The organism is Pseudomonas sp. LBUM1640 (assembly GCF_059716225.1).
In genome coordinates, this window is record NZ_CP166816.1 from 3,233,452 (window position 1) to 3,251,719 (window position 18,268).

Annotated in this window: 13 protein-coding genes and 1 pseudogene; 9 read left to right on the top strand and 5 right to left on the bottom strand. The window is 62.2% G+C overall.

Annotated features, from left to right (window positions below; genetic code table 11):
• The 4 genes from ACA065_RS14600 to ACA065_RS14615 all read left to right on the top strand — a co-directional run bounded on the left by ACA065_RS14600 (position 1) and on the right by ACA065_RS14615 (position 9,263).
• Entirely contained in the window at positions 1-1,335 is a 1,335-nt protein-coding gene (locus tag ACA065_RS14600; protein WP_497695128.1) for a TolC family outer membrane protein, read from the top strand.
• 30 nt (positions 1,336-1,365) lie between these two features.
• Positions 1,366-4,323 carry an autotransporter serine peptidase EprS gene (eprS, locus tag ACA065_RS14605; RefSeq protein WP_497695129.1) on the top strand — a complete coding sequence of 986 codons (2,958 nt, stop codon included), beginning with the start codon at positions 1,366-1,368 and terminating at the stop codon, positions 4,321-4,323.
• Between the two features lie 163 nt (positions 4,324-4,486).
• A complete protein-coding gene (locus ACA065_RS14610) occupies positions 4,487-7,597 on the top strand; it encodes an autotransporter domain-containing protein (protein ID WP_497695130.1) in 3,111 nt (1,036 codons plus the stop codon).
• A gap of 235 nt (positions 7,598-7,832) precedes the next feature.
• Positions 7,833-9,263: a polyurethane esterase gene (locus ACA065_RS14615; RefSeq protein WP_497695131.1), complete on the top strand. Its 1,431-nt coding sequence runs from the start codon at positions 7,833-7,835 to the stop codon at positions 9,261-9,263.
• Positions 9,264-9,396: 133 nt separating this feature from the next.
• On the opposite strand, the gene ACA065_RS14620 is transcribed toward ACA065_RS14615, so the two are convergent.
• On the bottom strand, positions 9,397-9,621 hold the full coding sequence (locus ACA065_RS14620) for a YgdI/YgdR family lipoprotein (RefSeq protein ID WP_497695132.1): 225 nt from the start codon (positions 9,619-9,621) through the stop codon (positions 9,397-9,399).
• Positions 9,622-9,808: 187 nt separating this feature from the next.
• Here ACA065_RS14620 and ACA065_RS14625 point away from each other — a divergent pair, with 187 nt between their 5' ends.
• Both ACA065_RS14625 and ACA065_RS14630 read left to right on the top strand, forming a co-directional pair.
• Positions 9,809-11,455, top strand: coding sequence for a VRR-NUC domain-containing protein (locus ACA065_RS14625; protein ID WP_497695133.1), 1,647 nt, complete (start codon positions 9,809-9,811; stop codon positions 11,453-11,455).
• A complete protein-coding gene (locus ACA065_RS14630) occupies positions 11,452-13,716 on the top strand; it encodes an ATP-dependent DNA helicase (protein ID WP_497695134.1) in 2,265 nt (754 codons plus the stop codon). Before ACA065_RS14625 ends, ACA065_RS14630 begins: the two co-directional genes overlap by 4 nt.
• On the opposite strand, the gene ACA065_RS14635 is transcribed toward ACA065_RS14630, so the two are convergent.
• A complete protein-coding gene (locus ACA065_RS14635) occupies positions 13,703-13,837 on the bottom strand; it encodes a hypothetical protein (protein WP_497695135.1) in 135 nt (44 codons plus the stop codon). The genes ACA065_RS14630 and ACA065_RS14635 overlap by 14 nt on opposite strands.
• Positions 13,838-13,939: 102 nt before the next feature.
• Between ACA065_RS14635 and ACA065_RS14640 the strand changes: the two are divergent.
• A pseudogene (locus tag ACA065_RS14640) lies at positions 13,940-14,050 on the top strand (AraC family transcriptional regulator); the annotation flags it as partial.
• Positions 14,051-14,149: 99 nt separating this feature from the next.
• Here the strand turns inward: ACA065_RS14640 and ACA065_RS14645 are convergent.
• Entirely contained in the window at positions 14,150-14,284 is a 135-nt protein-coding gene (locus ACA065_RS14645; RefSeq protein WP_497695451.1) for a hypothetical protein, read from the bottom strand.
• A 102-nt stretch (positions 14,285-14,386) separates the two neighbouring features.
• Between ACA065_RS14645 and ACA065_RS14650 the strand changes: the two genes are divergently transcribed.
• The gene (locus ACA065_RS14650; protein ID WP_497695136.1) at positions 14,387-15,334 is read left to right on the top strand and encodes an AraC family transcriptional regulator; all 948 of its coding nucleotides are present in this window, start codon (positions 14,387-14,389) and stop codon (positions 15,332-15,334) included.
• On the opposite strand, the gene ACA065_RS14655 is transcribed toward ACA065_RS14650, so the two are convergent.
• Together ACA065_RS14655 and ACA065_RS14660 are read right to left on the bottom strand one after the other, a co-directional pair.
• Positions 15,323-16,789: a sensor histidine kinase gene (locus ACA065_RS14655; protein ID WP_497695137.1), complete on the bottom strand. Its 1,467-nt coding sequence runs from the start codon at positions 16,787-16,789 to the stop codon at positions 15,323-15,325. The two genes, ACA065_RS14650 and ACA065_RS14655, sit on opposite strands and share 12 nt — an antisense overlap.
• Positions 16,786-17,496, bottom strand: coding sequence for a response regulator transcription factor (locus ACA065_RS14660; protein ID WP_497695138.1), 711 nt, complete (start codon positions 17,494-17,496; stop codon positions 16,786-16,788). Before ACA065_RS14660 ends, ACA065_RS14655 begins: the two co-directional genes overlap by 4 nt.
• A 260-nt stretch (positions 17,497-17,756) precedes the next feature.
• Here ACA065_RS14660 and msrB point away from each other — a divergent pair, with 260 nt between their 5' ends.
• Positions 17,757-18,257 (top strand): peptide-methionine (R)-S-oxide reductase MsrB, encoded by a 501-nt coding sequence (gene msrB, locus ACA065_RS14665; RefSeq protein WP_497695139.1) that lies wholly within the window; start codon positions 17,757-17,759, stop codon positions 18,255-18,257.
• The last annotated feature ends 11 nt before the right edge of the window (positions 18,258-18,268 follow it).

Consider the following 18,268-nt stretch of genomic DNA (forward strand, 5'->3'; position numbering starts at 1 on the left):
ATGAAGTCGCTGTTCATTTCCCTGTTTCTGGTGTGCGGCTCTGCCCAGGCGGCCATGGGCCCGTTCGATGTCTACGAGCAGGCATTGCGTAACGATCCGGTGTTTCTCGGCGCGATCAAGGAGCGCGACGCCGGCCTGGAAAACCGCACCATCGGCCGCGCCGGGCTGTTGCCCAAGCTGTCGTACAACTACAACAAGGGCCGCAACAACTCCGAAGCGCACCTGCCAGACGGGCGCGGCGGCACCTATCGCGACGACCGCAACTACAACAGTTACGGCTCGACCTTCAGCCTGCAACAGCCGTTGTTCGACTACGAAGCCTATGCCAACTACCGCAAGGGCGTGGCCCAGTCGTTGTTTGCCGATGAAAGCTTTCGCGACAAGAGCCAGGCGTTGCTGGTGCGCGTACTGAGTTACTACACCCAGGCGTTGTTCGCCCAGGACCAGATCGACATCGCCCGCGCAAAAAAGAAGGCCTTCGAGCAGCAGTTCCAGCAAAACCAGCACCTGTTCCAGCAGGGCGAGGGCACGCGCACCGATATTCTGGAGGCCGAATCACGTTACGAGTTGGCCACCGCCGAAGAGATCCAGGCGCTCGATGAGCAGGACGCGTCTTTACGGGAACTGGGCGCGTTGATCGGCGTGCAGAGCGTCAACATCAACGACTTGGCGCCGCTGAACCAAAGCTTCGCCGCCTTCACCCTGACCCCGGCCAACTACGCCACCTGGCATGAGCTGGCGATCAGCAACAACCCCACGCTCGCCTCCCAACGCCAAGCGGTGGAAGTGGCGCGTTATGAAGTGGAGCGCAACCGCGCCGGGCATTTGCCGAAGGTCACCGCGTATGCCAGTGCGCGCAAACAGGAATCCGACAGCGGCAACACCTACAACCAGCGCTATGACACCAACACCATCGGCGTTGAAGTCAGCCTGCCGTTGTATGCCGGTGGCGGCATCTCCGCGTCCACCCGCCAGGCCAGCCGCAGCATGGAACAGGCCGAGTACGAGCTGGAAGGCAAGACCCGCGAAACCCTGATCGAGCTGCGCCGCCAATTCAGTGCGTGCCTGTCGGGGGTGAGCAAATTGCGCGCGTATCAAAAGGCCCTGACGTCGGCCGAGGCGCTGGTGGTGTCGACCCAGCAAAGCATCCTCGGCGGCGAGCGGGTCAACCTCGACGCGCTGAACGCCGAGCAGCAGCTGTACACCACCCGCCGCGACCTGGCCCAGGCGCGTTACGACTATTTGATGGCCTGGACCAAATTGCACTACTACGCGGGCAACTTGCGCGACACCGAGCTGGCGAAAGTCGACGAGGCCTTTGGCCCGATGAAATGAGCACGTATAAAAACAATAAGGAGGGTTTAGATGATCACCGATTCACCTCGCTTCAGACCGTTTACCGCCGGGTCCTTGCTCCTGCTGTCCGTTGCGGCACAGGCGCAGTACACCGAGACAGGTTTACCGGGTAACCCCGCCAGCTGGCGTTCCGCCGAGTACCAGAGCGATTGGGGCCTGGGCCGCATGAAGGCCGATGAAGCCTACGCCGCCGGGATCAGCGGCAGTGGCGTGAAAATCGGCGCGCTGGACTCCGGGTTCGATGCTGATCACCCGGAAGCCGCCAAAGACCGATTCCACCCGGTCACGGCCACCGGCACTTACGTCAATGGCAGCCCGTTCAGCACCACCGGGGCGCTCAACCCCAACAACGACTCCCATGGCACCCACGTCACCGGCACTATGGGCGCCGCGCGCGACGGTGTGGGCATGCACGGCGTGGCGTACAACGCGCAAGTCTACGTGGGCAATACCAACGCCAACGACAGCTTCCTGTTCGGCCCCACCCCGGACCCCAAGTACTTCAAGGCGGTGTACAGCGCGTTGGTGGATTCCGGCGTGCGCGCCATCAACAACAGCTGGGGCAGCCAGCCGCCGAATGTCAGCTACCAGACCCTCGGCGACCTGCATGCCGCCTACGCCCAGCATTACAACCAGGGCACCTGGCTGGATGCGGCGGCGGACGTGGCCAAGGCCGGCGTTATCAATGTGTTCAGCGCCGGCAACAGCGGTTACGCGAATGCCAGCGTGCGCTCGGCCTTGCCGTATTTCCAGCCGGAACTGGAAGGCCACTGGTTGGCGGTGTCGGGCCTGGACAAGGCAAATAACCAGAAATACAACAAGTGCGGCATCGCCAAGTACTGGTGCATTTCCACCCCCGGCGCGCTGATCAACAGTACCGTGCCGGGCGGCGGTTATGGCGTGAAATCCGGCACCTCGATGTCGGCGCCACATGCCACGGGCGCGTTGGCGCTGGTGATGGAACGCTACCCGTACATGAACAACGAGCAAGCGTTGCAGGTGCTGTTGACCACGGCCACGCAACTCGACGGCTCGATCACCCAGGCGCCCAATACCATCGTCGGCTGGGGCGTGCCGGACCTGGGCCGGGCGATGCACGGGCCGGGGCAATTGCTGGGGGCGATGACTGTAAGCCTGGCAGCCGGGCAGGGCGATGTGTGGAGCAATGGCATTTCCGACCAGGCGTTGCTCCAGCGCCAGGCCGAAGACCGCGCCGAGCACACGGCCTGGCAGCAAACCCTGATCGACAAGGGGTGGCAAAACGGCGTGGGCGCGAACGCCAGCCAGCAAGACCAAACCGATTACGCGGTCGGCAGCGCGCGCGACCAAGCCGCCGCGAACCGTGTGTATGAAGGCAGCCTGATCAAGTCCGGCGCCGGTAGCTTGCTGCTCAGCGGTGACAGCACCTATCGCGGCGCGACCACCGTCAACGGCGGTTTGCTGGCGGTAAACGGCTCGTTGGCCTCGGCAGTGACCGTGAATGACAGCGGCACCCTTGGCGGTTCCGGGCGGATTGCCGCGTTGTCAGTGAACAGCGGCGGCCGCGTCGCGCCGGGCAATTCCGTCGGCACGTTGCAGGTTGCCGGCGATGTGAACCTGGGCGCGGGTTCCACCTATGCCGTGGAGCTGACGCCAACCAGCAGCGACCGCATTGTCGCCGGTGGCAAGGCCATACTGGGCGGCGGCACCATCACCCTGGCGCTGGAAAACAGCCCCACGCTGCTCAGCCAAAGCCAGGCGCAAAGCTTGATTGGCCGCCAGTACAGCATCCTCCAGGCAGCCGGTGGCATCCAGGGTCAGTTTGGTCAGGTATTGCCCAACTATCTGTTCGTCGGCGGCACCCTCGACTACGCCGCCAACGGCGTGCAGTTGGACGTGGTACGCAACGACGCCACATTCGCCAGCGTCGCCGCCACGCGCAACCAGCGCAATGTGGCCGTCGCCGCCGAGCAACTGGGCGCGGGTAACCCTGTGTACGAAAGCGTGTTGCAGTCCGACTCCCTTGCCGCGGCCCAACAAGGCTTGCAGCAATTGTCCGGCGAAATCTACCCGGCGATTGGCGCGATGTTGATCAACGACAGCCTGCAACTGCGCGATGCCGTGGGCGAACGCCTGCGCCATGTGCCGGTAAACGGCGAAAGCAACCTGTGGCTCAAGGCGCTCGGCGCCTGGGGCAAGAGCGACAGCCGCAGTGAAACGGCGGGGGCCACAACCTCCATTGGCGGGCTGCTGGCCGGTGTCGACGGGGCGCTGGATGAGCAGACCCGCGTGGGCGTGGTCGCCGGTTACAGCGACAGCTCATTGAGCATGGGCAGCGGCACACATTCCTCGGCGTCCATCGACAGTTACCACTTCGGCGCCTATGCCGGGCGTGAGCTGGGCGACTGGCGTGTGAGCGTCGGCGGCGCCTACAGCTGGCATCGCGGTGATGTGAAACGCGAGCTGCAATACGGTGAAGTCAGCGGCAAGCAAAAGGCCAAACTGGAGGCGCGCACGGCCCAGTTGTTCACCGAGGCGGCTTACCGCATTCACCTGCAACCGCTGGCGCTGGAACCGTTCGCCAACCTGGCGTATGTGCATTTGGACAGTGATTCATTCCACGAAAAAGGCGACGCGGCCGCCCTGGAGCGCAGCAGTGATCGGCGTGATGCGGTGCTCAGCACCCTGGGTGTGCGCGCCTTGAAAACGCTGCCTCTGAATGATCACCAGCAGTTGGAACTGTCCGGCTCGCTGGGCTGGCAGCACAGCCTTACCGCTGTTGAATCCGAAGAACACTTGGCGTTTGTCGCAGGCGGGCCTTCATTTGCGGTGCGCAGTTCGCCATTGCTGCGCGATGCGGCGTTGGTTGGCGTGCAGGCCAGCCTGGCGTTGAGCAAGGCCACGCGAGTCAACCTCGATTACAACGGGCAGTTGGGCGGGCGCGAGAAAACCCAGGGCGTGGGGTTGAGCCTGAACTGGCAGTTCTGAGTTTAACAAGATCGTTCACACGCTCTGCGTGGGAATGCAGCCCGGGACGCTCTGCGTCCAAAGCATGACGCAGAGCGTCACATGAGGCGTTTCCACGGGAAGCGTGGGAACGATCGGTTTGGATTTCCAAAAAAGTGCAATAAGAAAACTAAGGAAGGTCACCGTGAACAAACGTAAGTCAGGGTTAACTACCGCCACTCACACAGGCCCGGGCTACCCGCTCAAGGCCCTGAGCTGCGTGCCATACGGCGCGTTGCTGTGCTGCCTGGCAAGCCTGGGGACCGCCCAGGCCGCACCCTATGTGGAAACCGGCAAGCTGGGCGACGCCGCCAGTTGGCGCAGCGATGAGTTCAAGGCCGATTGGGGCCTGGGCGCTGTGCATGCAGATGCGGCCTATGCCGCGGGCTATACGGGCAAGGGCGTCAAGCTGGGGATCTTCGACCAGCCGGTGTACGCCCAGCACCCGGAATTCGCCAGCCCCGGCAAAGTGGTGACGATTGTCACCGAGGGCATCCGCCAGTACACCGACCCGTATATCCCGGTGAAGGCCGGTGATGCGTTTCGCTACGACGGCACGCCGTCCCTGGGCTCCAACGGCAAGCTGGGTAACCACGGCACGCACGTCGGCGGTATTGCTGCCGGTAACCGCGACGGTGGGCCGATGCACGGCGTGGCGTTCAACGCCCAGATCATCAGCGCCGAAAACGGTGACCCCGGCCCGGAAGACGGGATCATCCTTGGCAACGACGGCGCGGTGTACAAAGCCGGTTGGGATGCACTGGTCGCCAGCGGCGCGCGAATCATCAATAACAGCTGGGGTATCGGCATCGGTGACCAGTACGCCAACGGCGGCCGCGATCCGGCGTTCCCCAACTTCACGGTCAATGAAGCGCAAGCGCAGTTCAATAACATCCGGCCGATCCTCGGCACGATTGCCGGTGGCGCTTACCAGGGCGCAATCGACGCGGCCCGCAGCGGCGTGCTGACGATTTTTGCTGCCGGTAACGACTACAACCGTAACAACCCGGATGCGATCTCGGGCCTGGCGTATTTTGTGCCGGAGATCGCGCCAAACTGGCTGTCGGTAGCGGCGTTGCAGCAGAATCCGAACACCGCGAGCCCTGATCCGTATGTGATCAGCACCTTCTCTTCGCGCTGTGGTTATGCGGCGAGCTTTTGTGTGTCGGCGCCCGGCACCAAGATCTACAGCTCGATCATCAACGGCACGAGCCTGGAAAACCTCACCAACGACTACGCCAACTTCAACGGCACTTCGATGGCCGCGCCGCATGTGGCCGGCAGTGCGGCGGTGCTGATGGAGCGCTTCCCGTACATGAACGGTGAGCAGGTCTCCACGCTGCTCAAAACCACCGCCACCGACCTCGGCGCGCCGGGCATCGACTCGCTGTACGGCTGGGGCATGATCAACCTGGGCAAGGCCGTCAATGGCCCTGGCATGTTCATCACCGCCGAGGACATTCCGGCTGAGTTTCGTATCGACGGCGCGTATGGCAGCGGGCAATTCGTGGCGGACCTGCCAGGCATTGGCGCCGTGGTGGATGCCGGCAAACCCACGCAACGCATCTGCAACGACGTGCACTGTGGGCTGGATGTGTGGAGCAATGACATTTCCGGCCACGGCGGCCTGACCAAGCAGGGCATCGGCGCGCTGGTGCTGACCGGCACCAACACCTACAGCGGCCCGACTTTGGTCAATCAGGGCTTGCTGGCGATCAATGGCTCGGTCACCTCCGACGTCACCGTCAGCCAGAGCGGCAAGGTGGGTGGCTCCGGGCGCATCGGTTCGCTGACCGCAAAAAACGGCGGCACCGTGGCGCCGGGCAATTCCATCGGCACACTGAATGTGGCAGGCAACGTGACCTTCGACGCTGGCTCCACCTACGCGGTAGAGCTGTCGCCGACCAGCAGCGACCGAATCGTCGCAGGCGGCACGGCCACGCTCAATGGCGGCACCGTGACCTTGGCGCTGGAAAACAGCCCGACACTGCTGAGCAGCGCACAAGCGCAAAGCTTGATCGGTCGCCAGTACAACATCCTGCAAGCGGCGGGTGGCATTACCGGCAGCTTCGGTTCGGTGCTGCCTGATTACCTGTTCATCGGTGGCACGCTGAACTATGCGGCCAACGGCGTGCAGTTGGACGTCGCGCGCACAGCCAACAGCTTCGCGAGTGCGGCGGCGACGCCAAACCAGCGCGCGGTGGCGGCGGCGACTGAGCAATTGGGCGCGGGCAACGCGGTGTATGAAAGCGTGCTGTTGGCGCCGAACGCGGCCGCGGCACAGGGCGCGTTCCAGCAATTGTCCGGCGAAATCTACCCGGCGTTGGAAACCGCGCTGGTCAATGACAGCCGTTATGTGCGTGAAGCGGTGGGCGAACGCCTGCGCAATGGCGAGATGGGCGCGAGCAGCCAAACCGTCGACAGCCGTGGCAACGTGTGGGTCAAGGCGTTGGGCGCGTGGGGCAAGACCGACAGCCGCAGTGACACGGCGGGCTACACCACGTCCGTCGGCGGCATGCTCGCCGGCGTGGATGGCGCGCTGGACGAAGCAACCCGTATCGGCTTGGTCGCCGGCTACAGCGACACCTCGTTGAACATGGGCGATGGCACCCACAGCCGTGCTTCGGTGGACAGTTACCACTTTGGCGCGTACGCCGGGCATGAGATCGGCGCCTGGCGCTTGAGTGGCGGCGCGACCTACAGCTGGCATCGCGCGGATGTGAAGCGTGACCTGCAATACGGTGAGGTGGCCGGCAAGCAGAAAGTCAAAGTCGATGCGAACAGCACGCAGGTGTTCGGTGAGGCGGCGTACCGCGTCAACCTGCAGCCGCTGGCCCTGGAGCCGTTCGCCAGCTTGGCCTATGTGCACCTGGACACCGATGGTTTTACCGAGAAGGGCGATGCGGCCGCGTTGAAAGGTCATGACGACAGCCGCGATGTGGTGTTGAGCACCTTGGGCGTGCGTGCGTTGAAGACGTTCAATGTGAATGATCACCAGCAGTTGGAGGTGTCTGGCACCTTGGGTTGGCAGCACAATTTGAGCAGCACTGATGCCGAGCGGCACCTGGCGTTTGCCTCGGGCGGGCCTTCGTTTGCGGTGGAAAGTGCGCCGATGGTGCGGGATGCGGCGCTGGTCGGTGCGCGGGTGAGCCTGGCGCTGAGCAAGGAGGCGCGGGTGAACTTTGATTACAACGGTTTGCTGGCCAGCAAGGACAAAGTGCACGGGGTGGGGTTGAGCCTCGACTGGGCGTTCTAAACACGCACGACCGGCTTAATGTAGAGCTGGGTTTCATGTGGGAGCGGGCTTGCTCGCGAAAGCGGTGTGTCAGTTAACGGATTTATTGGCTGGTGCACCGCATTCGCGAGCAAGCCCGCTCCCACATAAGCTCGGCCTCCACATAAGCCCGCTTTCACATAAAGCCGGTTGCCACTGTGGATACGGGTGTTTTCGCTTTCTCGACAAATTCAACAACAGAGAGGCAGTACCAACCATGGGTATCTTTGACTATAAAAACCTCGGTTCCGAGGGCTCCAAAGCGTTGTTCGCCGATGCCATGGCGATCACGTTGTATTCCTATCACAACCTCGATAACGGCTTTGCCGTGGGTTATCAGCACAACGGGCTGGGCTTGGGTTTGCCGGCCACATTGGTGGGGGCGCTGCTCGGCAGCACGGACTCCCAGGGCGTGATCCCTGGCATTCCCTGGAACCCCGACTCGGAAAAAGCCGCCCTTGAAGCGGTGCAAAAAGCCGGGTGGACGCCCATCAGCGCCAGCGCCCTGGGCTACGCCGGCAAGGTCGACGCACGCGGCACGTTCTTTGGCGAAAAAGCCGGCTACACCACAGCCCAGGTCGAGGTGCAGGGCAAGTACGATGACGCGGGCAAGTTGCTCGAAATCGGCATCGGTTTTCGCGGAACGTCAGGGCCACGGGAAACCTTGATCAGCGACTCCATCGGCGACCTGATCAGCGATTTGCTCGCGGCCTTGGGGCCTAAGGATTACGCAAAAAATTACGCTGGCGAAGCCTTTGGCGGCCTGCTCAAGAATGTCGCCGACTACGCTGGCGCCCATGGCCTGACCGGCAAGGATGTGGTGGTCAGCGGCCACAGCCTGGGCGGCTTGGCGGTCAACAGCATGGCGGATTTGAGCGCTAACAAATGGTCGGGGTTCTATAAGGATTCCAACTACGTGGCCTATGCCTCGCCCACCCAGAGCGCCGGCGACAAGGTGCTCAATATCGGCTATGAAAACGACCCGGTGTTCCGCGCATTGGACGGCTCATCCGTCAACCTGTCGTCTTTGGGCGTGCACGACAAACCCCATGAGTCGACCACCGACAATATCGTCAGCTTCAACGACCAGTACGCCTCGACGTTGTGGAATGTGCTGCCGTTTTCCATCGTCAACCTGCCGACCTGGGTCTCGCATTTGCCCACGGCGTATGGCGATGGCATGACCCGCATCCTCGAGTCCGGCTTCTACGAGCAGATGACCCGCGACTCCACGGTGATCGTCGCCAACCTGTCCGACCCGGCGCGAGCCAACACCTGGGTGCAAGACCTCAACCGCAATGCCGAGCCACACAAAGGCAACACGTTCATTATCGGCAGTGACGGCAACGATCTGATCCAGGGCGGCAAGGGCGCGGACTTTATCGAGGGCGGTAAAGGTAATGACACCCTCCGCGATAACAGCGGGCATAACACCTTTCTGTTCAGCGGCCACTTTGGCAATGATCGCGTGATCGGCTACCAGCCGACCGACAAACTGGTGTTCAAGGACGTGGAGGGGAGCACCGACCTGCGTGACCACGCGAAAGTGGTCGGCGCCGATACAGTGCTCACGTTTGGCGCCGACTCGGTGACGCTGGTCGGCGTCGGGCACGGCGGCCTATGGACGGATGGCGTCAGCATCGGCTGATCAATGCCAGTGCTGCCCCCGCCAGCCACCGCCCCAATACGGCCGGTGGGGGGAGCCATAACCGTAACCATAGACGCGGTGCGGACAGTGTCGGTCTGCAACAAAAAGCCCCGCATTGCGGGGCTTTTTGTTATCACTTTTCTTTGCGTACCGTCGCAACATCGGCGGCTTTCACGCGAACGTGCTTGCCGGCAATGTCTGTAAACTCATAGAAGCCGTCGGTTGTTTTGGTGTTTGGGGTGTCCTTGGTCAAGTACTGCGTGCCATTTTGCAATGTCACCACGGTTTGCGTCGAGCAACCGGTCAATAGCAGAAAAGTGAGTGCAACCAGTGGCAGCCCCAAATTCTTCATGTTCATAACCCTTACCTTTAACCCTGAAAAGTCCCGCGCCAGGCGCTGCGGGCCGTAAATGTTACGCCATCAACAGAGCTATCTGATCACTTTTATAAGAAAAGTTGCGTGCGCCATTTATCTATTACCGATTGCAACAAGTGATTTGCGACGGCACTCTGTATGCATAACCAGTATTTGATCGGCGTGCGACATGGCCAACCCCCTCGACGACCCCTTGTATTACCTGCATAACTTCCGCCAAGTGCTGCACTGGCTGGGGCAACGCTATGCTGACCTGCTCGACGCGGACGAACAGCATTTCATTCAGCAATTTGACAGGTTGCCGCAAGCGTCCCAGGCCCTGTTGGTGCGCATGGTGATGCGCAAGGGCGTGCACTTTCGTGCGAGCAAGCTCAATTACCTCGAGATCGGTTGCACCCGTACGGCCGCGCTGGCACTGGTGGCGCAGGGTTGGGTTGACGACCAAGGCCCGTTGGGTTTTGAGGCGTTGTTTGCGGTGCTGCAAAAAAGTGAAATCCTCGCGGCCTTCAAACCGTGGATCGACCAGCCAAAGGGCAAGAAGGCCGACTGGCTGGAACCACTGGCGGCGCAGTTCACGCAGCCGCGCAGCTTTGCCCAGTGGTGCCCGGACCTCGGCGATGTGCTCTACAGCCTCAGCGTGATGGACCTGTGTGACCGCCTGCGCCTGATGTTCTTCGGCAATCTGCACCAGGACTGGTCGGAGTTCGTGCTGGCTGACCTGGGTATCTACACCTACGAAAAGGTCGCGTTCTGCGCCGAGTCCCGTGGCCTGCGCACACGCGACGATGTGCACGGGTTTGTGTTCCTGCACCAGTGCCAGCAGGCCTTTGAGGCGGGAGAGGCGTTGGACGAGGTGCTGGCACAGGTCGCAACGCTTGCGACTGACAACCCGTGGCTGGAAAAGCGTCGCGCCAAGCTGTTGTTCCAGGTCGGCCAGTATTGTGAACGCAGCGCCGAATTGGCGATGGCCGCACAGATCTACCGTGATTGCACCTATCCCGGTGCGCGTTCACGCCTGATCCGCGTGCTGGAACGTCAGGAGGATTACCCGCAAGCCATGGCCCTGGCGTGCGCCGCGCAACACACCCCAGAAAGCGCCGCCGAGCAGCAGCATGTGTTGCGCGTGCTGCCACGCCTGCGGCGCAAGCTAGGCGAGCCGGCGCTGCCCAAAACCAAGCCGCGCCCCGTCACGCGGCTGGATCTGGCGCTGGCGACTCCTGAGCCGCTGATGTCGGTGGAGTATTGCGTGCAGGCCCACCTGAGCGAGCCCGATGCGCCGGTGCATTACGTCGAGAACGGCCTGATCAATTCGTTGTTCGGGCTGTTGTGCTGGGAAGCGATTTTCGCGCCGTTACCGGGTTCGTTTTTCCACCCGTTCCAGCGTGGGCCGGTGGACCTGCACAGCGAGGACTTCCATCAGCGCCGCGCACCGTTGTTCGCGGCGTGCTTTGAACAGCTTGGGGATGAGCGTTACAAGGCGACTATCCGCCAACGCTACGTGGAGAAAGGGGGCATCCAGTCGCCTTTCGTATTCTGGAACCTGCTCAGCGAAGAGCTGCTCGAGCAAGCCTTGGCCTGTTTGCCCGCCGAACACCTGCGCTACTGGTTTGAACGGCTGCTGTTGGACATCCGCGCCAACCGCACCGGCATGCCCGATTTGATCCAGTTCTGGCCCGCGCAAAAAACCTACCGCATGATCGAGGTCAAAGGTCCGGGCGATCGACTGCAAGACAACCAGCTGCGCTGGCTGGAGTTCTGTGGCGAATACCAGATGCCGGTCACCGTCTGTTATGTGCGCTGGGCAGAGCCCGCTTGAGCTATAGCGTGGCGGTGCGGGCCCTGTGTGAGTTCACGGCCAAGGTCGGCGACCTCGACCTGCGTTTCACCCCGTCGCCCAGCGCCCAGGAAGGCATCGTCGGGCATCGCACGGTGGCCTCGCGGCGCAGTGCGCACTATCAGAATGAGGTAGCGCTGGAAGGTGAATACCAGCAGCTCAAGGTACGGGGCAGGGCAGACGGTTACGACCCGGACAGCAATCGCCTGGAAGAGGTGAAGACCTATCGCGGCGACCTCGACGCCCAGCCCGCCAACCACCGGCAACTGCATTGGGCGCAGGTCAAGGTGTATGGCTGGTTGATGTGCCAGAAGCTTGGTCTCAGCGAGATCGACCTGGCGCTGGTGTACTTTGACATCGTCGGCGAAGGCGAAACCCTGCTCAACCAGCGCTTTCAGGCCTGCGACCTCGAAGTCTTCTTCAACCAGCAATGCGCGCTGTTCCTGGGCTGGGCTCGCCTGGAGATGCAGCACCGCGACGCGCGCAACAGGGCTGCACAAGCCCTGGCGTTTCCCCACGCCGAGTTTCGCCCCGGCCAGCGCTCGTTGGCCGAATCGGTGTACAAGGCGGTCAGCACCGGCCGTTGCCTGATGGCCCAGGCGCCCACCGGCATCGGCAAGACCGTCGGCACGATCTTCCCGCTGCTCAAGGCCCTGGCGCCGCAGCAATTGGACAAAGTGTTTTTCCTTACCGCCAAGACACCCGGCCGCAAGTTGGCCCTGGATGCCGCCCAAGTCCTCTATGACAGCAGCCCCGACTTGCCGCTGCGCGTGCTCGAACTGGTCGCGCGGGACAAGGCTTGCGAGCACCTGGACAAAGCCTGTCACGGCGATTCCTGCCCGTTGGCCAGGGGCTTTTACGATCGCCTGCCTGCCGCACGCGCGGCCGCGTCCAAGGTGCGCCTGCTGGACCAACGCAACTTGCGCGACGTGGCCTTGGCTCACGCGGTCTGCCCGTATTACCTGAGCCAGGAAATGGCACGCTGGACCGACTTGGTGGTTGCTGACTACAACTACTATTTTGACTTCGGCGCGATGCTGTTCGGCCTGGCCCAGTTGAACCAATGGCGCGCTGCCGTGTTGGTGGACGAAGCCCATAACCTGGTGGAGCGCGCCCGTTCGATGTACAGCGCCAGCCTCGACCAATACAGCCTCAAGACCGTGCGCGACATTGCGCCCGAGCCGTTGAAGAAACCCTTGCAACGCCTCAATCGCGAATGGAACGCCCTGCATAAGGACCAGCTCGCGCCGTACCAGGCCTATGCCACCAAACCCGACAAACTGCTCCAGGCTCTGAGCCTGTGCACCCGTGCCATGGGCGACTACTTCAACGACCACCCCGAAGCCCTCAGCGGCGACCTGCAAGCGTTGTATTTCGAGGCGCTGCAATTTGCCAAGGTCGCCGAGCTGTTCAACGAACACTTCATCTTTGATATCAGCAAGCGCCAGTTCGGCGGCAAGCGCAGCGCGTCAACCCTGTGCCTGCGCAACGTGGTGCCCGCCGAGTTCATCCGCCCCAGGCTGACTGCCGCGCGCAGCAGCGTGCTGTTTTCTGCGACCTTGAGCCCGCGGCACTACTACGCAGACTTGCTCGGCCTGCCGGCGGATACCGCGTGGGTCGATGTGGAGTCGCCGTTCAAGGCCGAGCAACTGCAGGTGCGCATCGTCGATGAAATCTCCACGCGCTTTGTGCATCGCCAGGCCTCCCTGGCGCCGATAGTCGAGCTGATCGCCGGGCAATTTGTGCAGAGGCCGGGCAACTACCTGGCATTCTTCAGCAGCTTCGATTACCTGCAACAGGTGGCGCAGTTGATGGCCGAGCGACACCCGCAGATTGCGCTGTGGTTGCAGTCACGCGGCATGGCCGAGGCCGAGCGCCAAGGCTTTCTGGATCAGTTCACCCAGCACAGCCGGGGCATCGGCTTTGCCGTGCTCGGCGGCGCGTTTGGTGAAGGCATTGATTTACCCGGTACGCGCCTGATCGGGGCGTTCATTGCAACCCTCGGCCTACCGCAACTGAACCCGATCAACGAGCAAATGAAGGCGCGCATGGGCTCGATCTTCGGTTCCGGCTACGACTACACCTATCTGTATCCCGGCATCCAGAAAGTGGTGCAGGCGGCGGGCCGGGTGATCCGCAGCCAACAGGATGAGGGCGTGGTGATGTTGATTGACGACCGCTTTGGCGAGGCGCGGGTGCGCCAATTGTTGCCGCGCTGGTGGGCGCCCGTCACTCAAGCGTGATGCCGCAGAGTTGTTGGCTCAGCGCCCAGAGTTTTTCGGCCTGCTCCGGGTCGATGGCCCAGGCATGCACGCCAGAGCGCTGGGCGTGATCTGTATTGATAGGGGCTTGTTTACGCGTCATAGCGCTTCTCCGTTTGGGGTAGGCTTATATTCTTCGTTGGAAGCCGGACGCGGAATGGCCTAACGTCCATATTTCTATCGCGATCGTCCGGTGATATTTATTATGGATACCCTGTCTGAGGTGTTGGCCTTGCTGAAAAGCCACCGCACTTTATTTGCGGGCTTGAAGGCTGGCGGCACGTGGGCAGTGAATTTTCCGCCGCCGGATGGCATCAAGTTCAATGCAGTGGTGCAAGGCAATTGTTGGCTGGAGGTGGAGGGCGAGCCGGTGAGGCGCGGGTGCGCCAATTGTTGCCGCGCTGGTGGGCGCCCGTCACTCAAGCGTGATGCCGCAGAGTTGTTGGCTCAGCGCCCAGAGTTTTTCGGCCTGCTCCGGGCCGATGGCCCAGGCATGCACGCCAGAGCGCTGGGCGTGATCTGCATTGATAGGGGCTTGTTTACGCGTCATAGCGCTTCTCCGTTTGGGGCAGGCTTATATTTTTCGTTGGAAGCCGGACGCGGAATGGCCTAACGTCCATATTTCTATCGCGATCGTCCGGTGATATTTATTATGGATACCCTGTCTGAGGTGTTGGCCTTGCTGAAAAGCCACCGCACTTTATTTGCGGGCTTGAAGGCTGGCGGCACGTGGGCGGTGAATTTTCCGCCGCCGGATGGCATCAAGTTCAATGCAGTGGTGCAAGGTAATTGTTGGCTGGATGTGGAGGGCGAGCCGGTGCCGATTCGCTTGAGCGAGGGCGATTGTTTTTTGCTGACACACAATCGTCCCTGGCGATTGTCGAGCAACCTTGTGCATGCGGGCATCGATGCGCGCAGGGTCTATCGAGACGCTGTGGGCGGCATTGCCAGGCTGGGCGACACGCTGGATCTGTTTCTGATTGGCGGGCTGTTTACCTACGGTGACGAGGCTCGCTTGTTGCTCGATGGGTTGCCGCCGGTGGTGCGCATCAGCGCCAGCGCCGAGCAGGCCGGCGTATTGCGTTGGTGCCTGGAGCGTCTCGCCCTCGAATACGCCGGCCCAAAGCCCGGCGCGGCGCTGATGACCGAACATTTGGCGCAAATGATGCTGGTGCAAATCCTGCGCCTCTATCAGTCTTCTTTGGGCGCCAGTACCCAAGGCTGGCTGGCGGCATTGACCGACCCACGGCTGGCACCGGTACTTGCGCAAGTGCACGCCGCCCCGGCGCGGCGTTGGACCTTGAGCGAAATGGCCGGTGTGGCCAATCAGTCGCGTTCCACGTTTGCCTTGCACTTCAAGCAGCGGGTCGGGATGGCCCCTCAGGAGTACCTGACCCGCTGGCGTATGCACTTGGCGATAAAGGCCTTGAACACCTCTGGCAGCAGTGTGTCCAGTATCGGCCAGGCGTTGGGTTATCAGTCGGACAGCGCTTTCAGCAGCGCATTCAAGCGTGAGATGAATTGCTCGCCACGTGAATACCGCGAGCGTTCCTGCGGTCACTGGATCCAGAACGAGCAAGCGCAGCGGTCAACGCGCTGATGCTCGTGTTTCTAGAGAGAACGTAAAGGTCGCACCGTGCCCCGGGCGTTCCACCAACTGGATGCTGCGCCCGTGCAATTGCAGGATGCGGTGCACGATGCGCAGGCCCAGGCCGCCATCGCGGCGTGCACCGCCGATGGTAAAGGCGCGTAGAAACAAGCCCTCGCGCAGCTCGGCATCGATGCCAGGGCCGCTGTCGGTAACGGTGACGGCCACGCCATTGGCTTCAGGCGCCAGAATCACTTCGACTTCACCGTTAACCGGTGTATGACGCAGGGCGTTGTCGAGCAGGTTGGTCAGCACGCGTTCGATCAGGCCCAGGTCGGCCAGCACCGTCGGCACCTTTGGTGGCAAGGTGGCGGTGAGGGTGATGGATCGGGCTTCGGCGGTAAGTTCGAACTTCTGGAAGATGTCTTGCACCAGGTCCGGCAATGAAAAGCCTTCGATCACCGGTTGCACGAAACCATGTTCCAGGCGCACCAGTTCCAGCAATGACTGGGCCAGGCCGCCGACCTTGCGGCTCTGGTCCAGCGCGATGCCCAGGTAACGGCGGCGTTCTTCAGGGCTCAGGCTGGCATCCTTGAGCGACAGCGTTTCCAGGTAGCCATGCAGCGACGCCAGCGGTGTGCGCAGGTCGTGGGAAATGTTCGCGACCATTTCCCGGCGTTCCTGGTCCTGGTGGGTGATGGCGCGCCATTGCTCACCGAGGCGGTTTTCCATTTGTACAAAGGCGTGGTCGAGCACGGCGATTTCATCGCCGCTGTCGAGTTCGGCGGCATTGATTTGCGCAGGTTTTGGCGCGCCGTTGATATCGAATTGGCCAACCTTGTCGGTCAATTGGCGCAGCGGTCGGGTGATCCAGGCGAACGCGATCAGGCCTGCCAACAGGCAGAGCAGGGCGACCAGACCGATAGACCACAAGGCGATCTTCAGCGCCATGCCCGTCGCGTCTTTGGCGTCGTACACATCGTGAGCTTCACCCAGCAGCACTACATACAGAAAGCCGGTTTGCTGACCGTTGGCTTTGAGTGGCGCTGCGCTGAACACCTTGCGCCCATCGACGCTGCGCGGGTCGTCGCCGAGGATCGGCAGCATCGCGCCGCTGAGGAAGCGCCGAACGGGCGCCAGGTCAACGTGATCACGCAGCAAATGCCCGCTCGGGGCGGCATTCCCGACCACGCGCCCGTCGATATCGAGCAAGTACACTTCGACGCTCGGGTTGACCAGCATCAACTGGCTGAAGAGGGTGCGCACCGCCTCGGGCTTGAGGCCGTCGGCGTCCATCAGTTGGGTGTCGCGGGCGATATGCGCGGCCAGGTCACGGGACAGGCCTTGCACCACTTCCAGTTCGTGCATGCGGTTGGAACGCACCTGCAGCCAGGCCGAGGTGCCGCTGCAGATCACCAGCAATACGGCGAACACCACCGACAGGCGCTGGGTCAGGGTCAGTTTCATGGTGAATTCTCGGCGAACTTATAGCCACGGCCCCACACCGTGAGGATGAGCGCCGGGTTGGCCGGGTCGGCCTCGACCTTGGCGCGCAGTCGGTTGATATGGGTGTTGACGGTGTGTTCATAACCTTCGTGGCTGTAGCCCCACACGGCGTTGAGCAGGTCCATTCGCGAGAAGACTTTGCCCGGCTGGCGGGCGAAGAAATACAGCAGGTCGAATTCGCGCGGCGTGAGGTCCAGGCGCTGGCCTTGCAGGGTGGCGTCGCGGGTCAACGGGTTGATGAACAGTTGGCCAAGGTCGAGGCTGCCGGCGTCCATCTTCAGGTTGCGCGCCATGGCATCGACCCGGCGCAGCAGCGCCTTGACCCGCGCCACCAGCTCCGGCATTGAAAACGGCTTGGCCAGGTAGTCATCGGCGCCCAGTTCCAGGCCAAGGATGCGGTGCAATTCGCTGGAGCGCGCGCTGGTGATGATGATCGGTGTGTAGCGCGTCATGGCACGGGCACGGCGGCAGATTTCCAGACCGTCGACGCCGGGCAGCATCAAGTCGAGGATCAGCGCGTCCCAGCCGCCTTGTTCGAGCAGGCGCAGGCCTTCGTTGCCATCGGCGCTGTGCACCACCTCAAATTGCTCATCGCGCAGGTGCAGGCAAATCAAGTCGGCAATGTGCGCATCGTCCTCGACCACCAGGACGCGTTTGGGCTGTTCCATTTAATAAACCTTCACTTGTAGTTCGCGCATTGTGCGGGTTTTGCAACCCTGTAGTTATCACGAATTGTTTAACTCTGCGTGAGGATTTCGCGACCGCCCAAGCCCCACGATCACCCCAATGCAAACCCGCTGTTGTGGCGAGCGAGCTTGCTCGCGCTGGAGTGCGCAGCGCTCCCGATTTTTCTGGGTCCCCTACGCAGCCCAGCGCGAGCCACATCTTCCACGCCAGCCACGAATGCTTACAGGTTGAGGAGCAACATATGTACTCACGCCGACAAATACTGCTGGCCACAGGCGGCCTGGGTGTCGCCGTCCTGGCCGGTGGCCTGCTCAAACAAATCAACATGATCACCGAAGTCGAGGCCGCCGAAACCTTCGAGGTCAACCACACCGAGGCCCAATGGCGCAGCCTGCTCAGCGCCGAACAGTTCGACATCCTGCGCGAGGAGGGCACCGAACGCCCTTACACCAGCGCGCTCAACGATGAGCACCGCACCGGCACCTTCGCCTGCGCGGGTTGCGCGTTGGCGCTGTTCTCCTCGACGACCAAATTCGACAGCCACACCGGTTGGCCCAGCCTCTGGCAGCCGCTGGACAACGCCGTCGCCAGCCACGTCGACACCTCCTACGGCGTGGTGCGCAAGGAAATCCATTGCCGCCGTTGCGGCGGTCACCAAGGACACGTGTTCGACGACGGCCCGGCACCTACCGGCCTGCGTTATTGCATGAATGGCGCGGCCATGACCTTCACGGCGGCTTAAGCCGATGTTTA

Excerpts from the sequence above, each read along its gene's own strand:
- ACA065_RS14615 (WP_497695131.1), top strand. The coding sequence starts at position 7,833 with ATGGGTATCTTTGACTATAAAAACCTCGGTTCCGAGGGCTCCAAAGCG.
- ACA065_RS14620 (WP_497695132.1), bottom strand. The coding sequence starts at position 9,621 with ATGAACATGAAGAATTTGGGGCTGCCACTGGTTGCACTCACTTTTCTG.
- msrB (WP_497695139.1), top strand. The coding sequence starts at position 17,757 with ATGTACTCACGCCGACAAATACTGCTGGCCACAGGCGGCCTGGGTGTC.
- ACA065_RS14635 (WP_497695135.1), bottom strand. The coding sequence starts at position 13,837 with ATGACGCGTAAACAAGCCCCTATCAATACAGATCACGCCCAGCGCTCT.
- ACA065_RS14655 (WP_497695137.1), bottom strand. The coding sequence starts at position 16,789 with ATGAAACTGACCCTGACCCAGCGCCTGTCGGTGGTGTTCGCCGTATTG.
- ACA065_RS14660 (WP_497695138.1), bottom strand. The coding sequence starts at position 17,496 with ATGGAACAGCCCAAACGCGTCCTGGTGGTCGAGGACGATGCGCACATT.
- eprS (WP_497695129.1), top strand. The coding sequence starts at position 1,366 with ATGATCACCGATTCACCTCGCTTCAGACCGTTTACCGCCGGGTCCTTG.
- ACA065_RS14625 (WP_497695133.1), top strand. The coding sequence starts at position 9,809 with ATGGCCAACCCCCTCGACGACCCCTTGTATTACCTGCATAACTTCCGC.
- ACA065_RS14600 (WP_497695128.1), top strand. The coding sequence starts at position 1 with ATGAAGTCGCTGTTCATTTCCCTGTTTCTGGTGTGCGGCTCTGCCCAG.
- ACA065_RS14645 (WP_497695451.1), bottom strand. The coding sequence starts at position 14,284 with ATGACGCGTAAACAAGCCCCTATCAATGCAGATCACGCCCAGCGCTCT.
- ACA065_RS14650 (WP_497695136.1), top strand. The coding sequence starts at position 14,387 with ATGGATACCCTGTCTGAGGTGTTGGCCTTGCTGAAAAGCCACCGCACT.